This window comes from Streptomyces atroolivaceus, from assembly GCF_000717025.1.
Classification (GTDB): Bacteria; Actinomycetota; Actinomycetes; order Streptomycetales; family Streptomycetaceae; genus Streptomyces; species Streptomyces atroolivaceus.
In genome coordinates this window covers 1-225 of sequence record NZ_JNXG01000093.1, presented here as the reverse complement: position 1 = coordinate 225, position 225 = coordinate 1, and the positions used below count along the sequence as shown (strand labels likewise).

At 67.6% G+C, this 225-nt stretch carries 1 protein-coding gene; it reads right to left on the bottom strand.

Annotated features, from left to right (window positions below):
* Positions 1 to 225: helix-turn-helix domain-containing protein (locus tag OO67_RS35560; RefSeq protein WP_033305972.1), on the bottom strand; the 225-nt coding region annotated here is incomplete at both ends.

Here is a 225-nt window from a genome sequence, read left to right as displayed (position 1 = left end):
TTCGGCCGACCGCCCTTGTACTTCGGGTACAGCGAGTCGAAGCCGTCCGTGTTGAAGTTGTGGATCACGTCCCGGACACGGTCGTCGCTGGTGAACGACACCTCGGCGATCCTCGCCACCGGCATGCCCTGCGCGGACAGCAGCACCATCTGGGCCCGTCGCCAGGTCACCACCGACCCGGTGCCCCTGCGGATGATCCGCAGCAGCCGCCGCCCCTCGTCATCA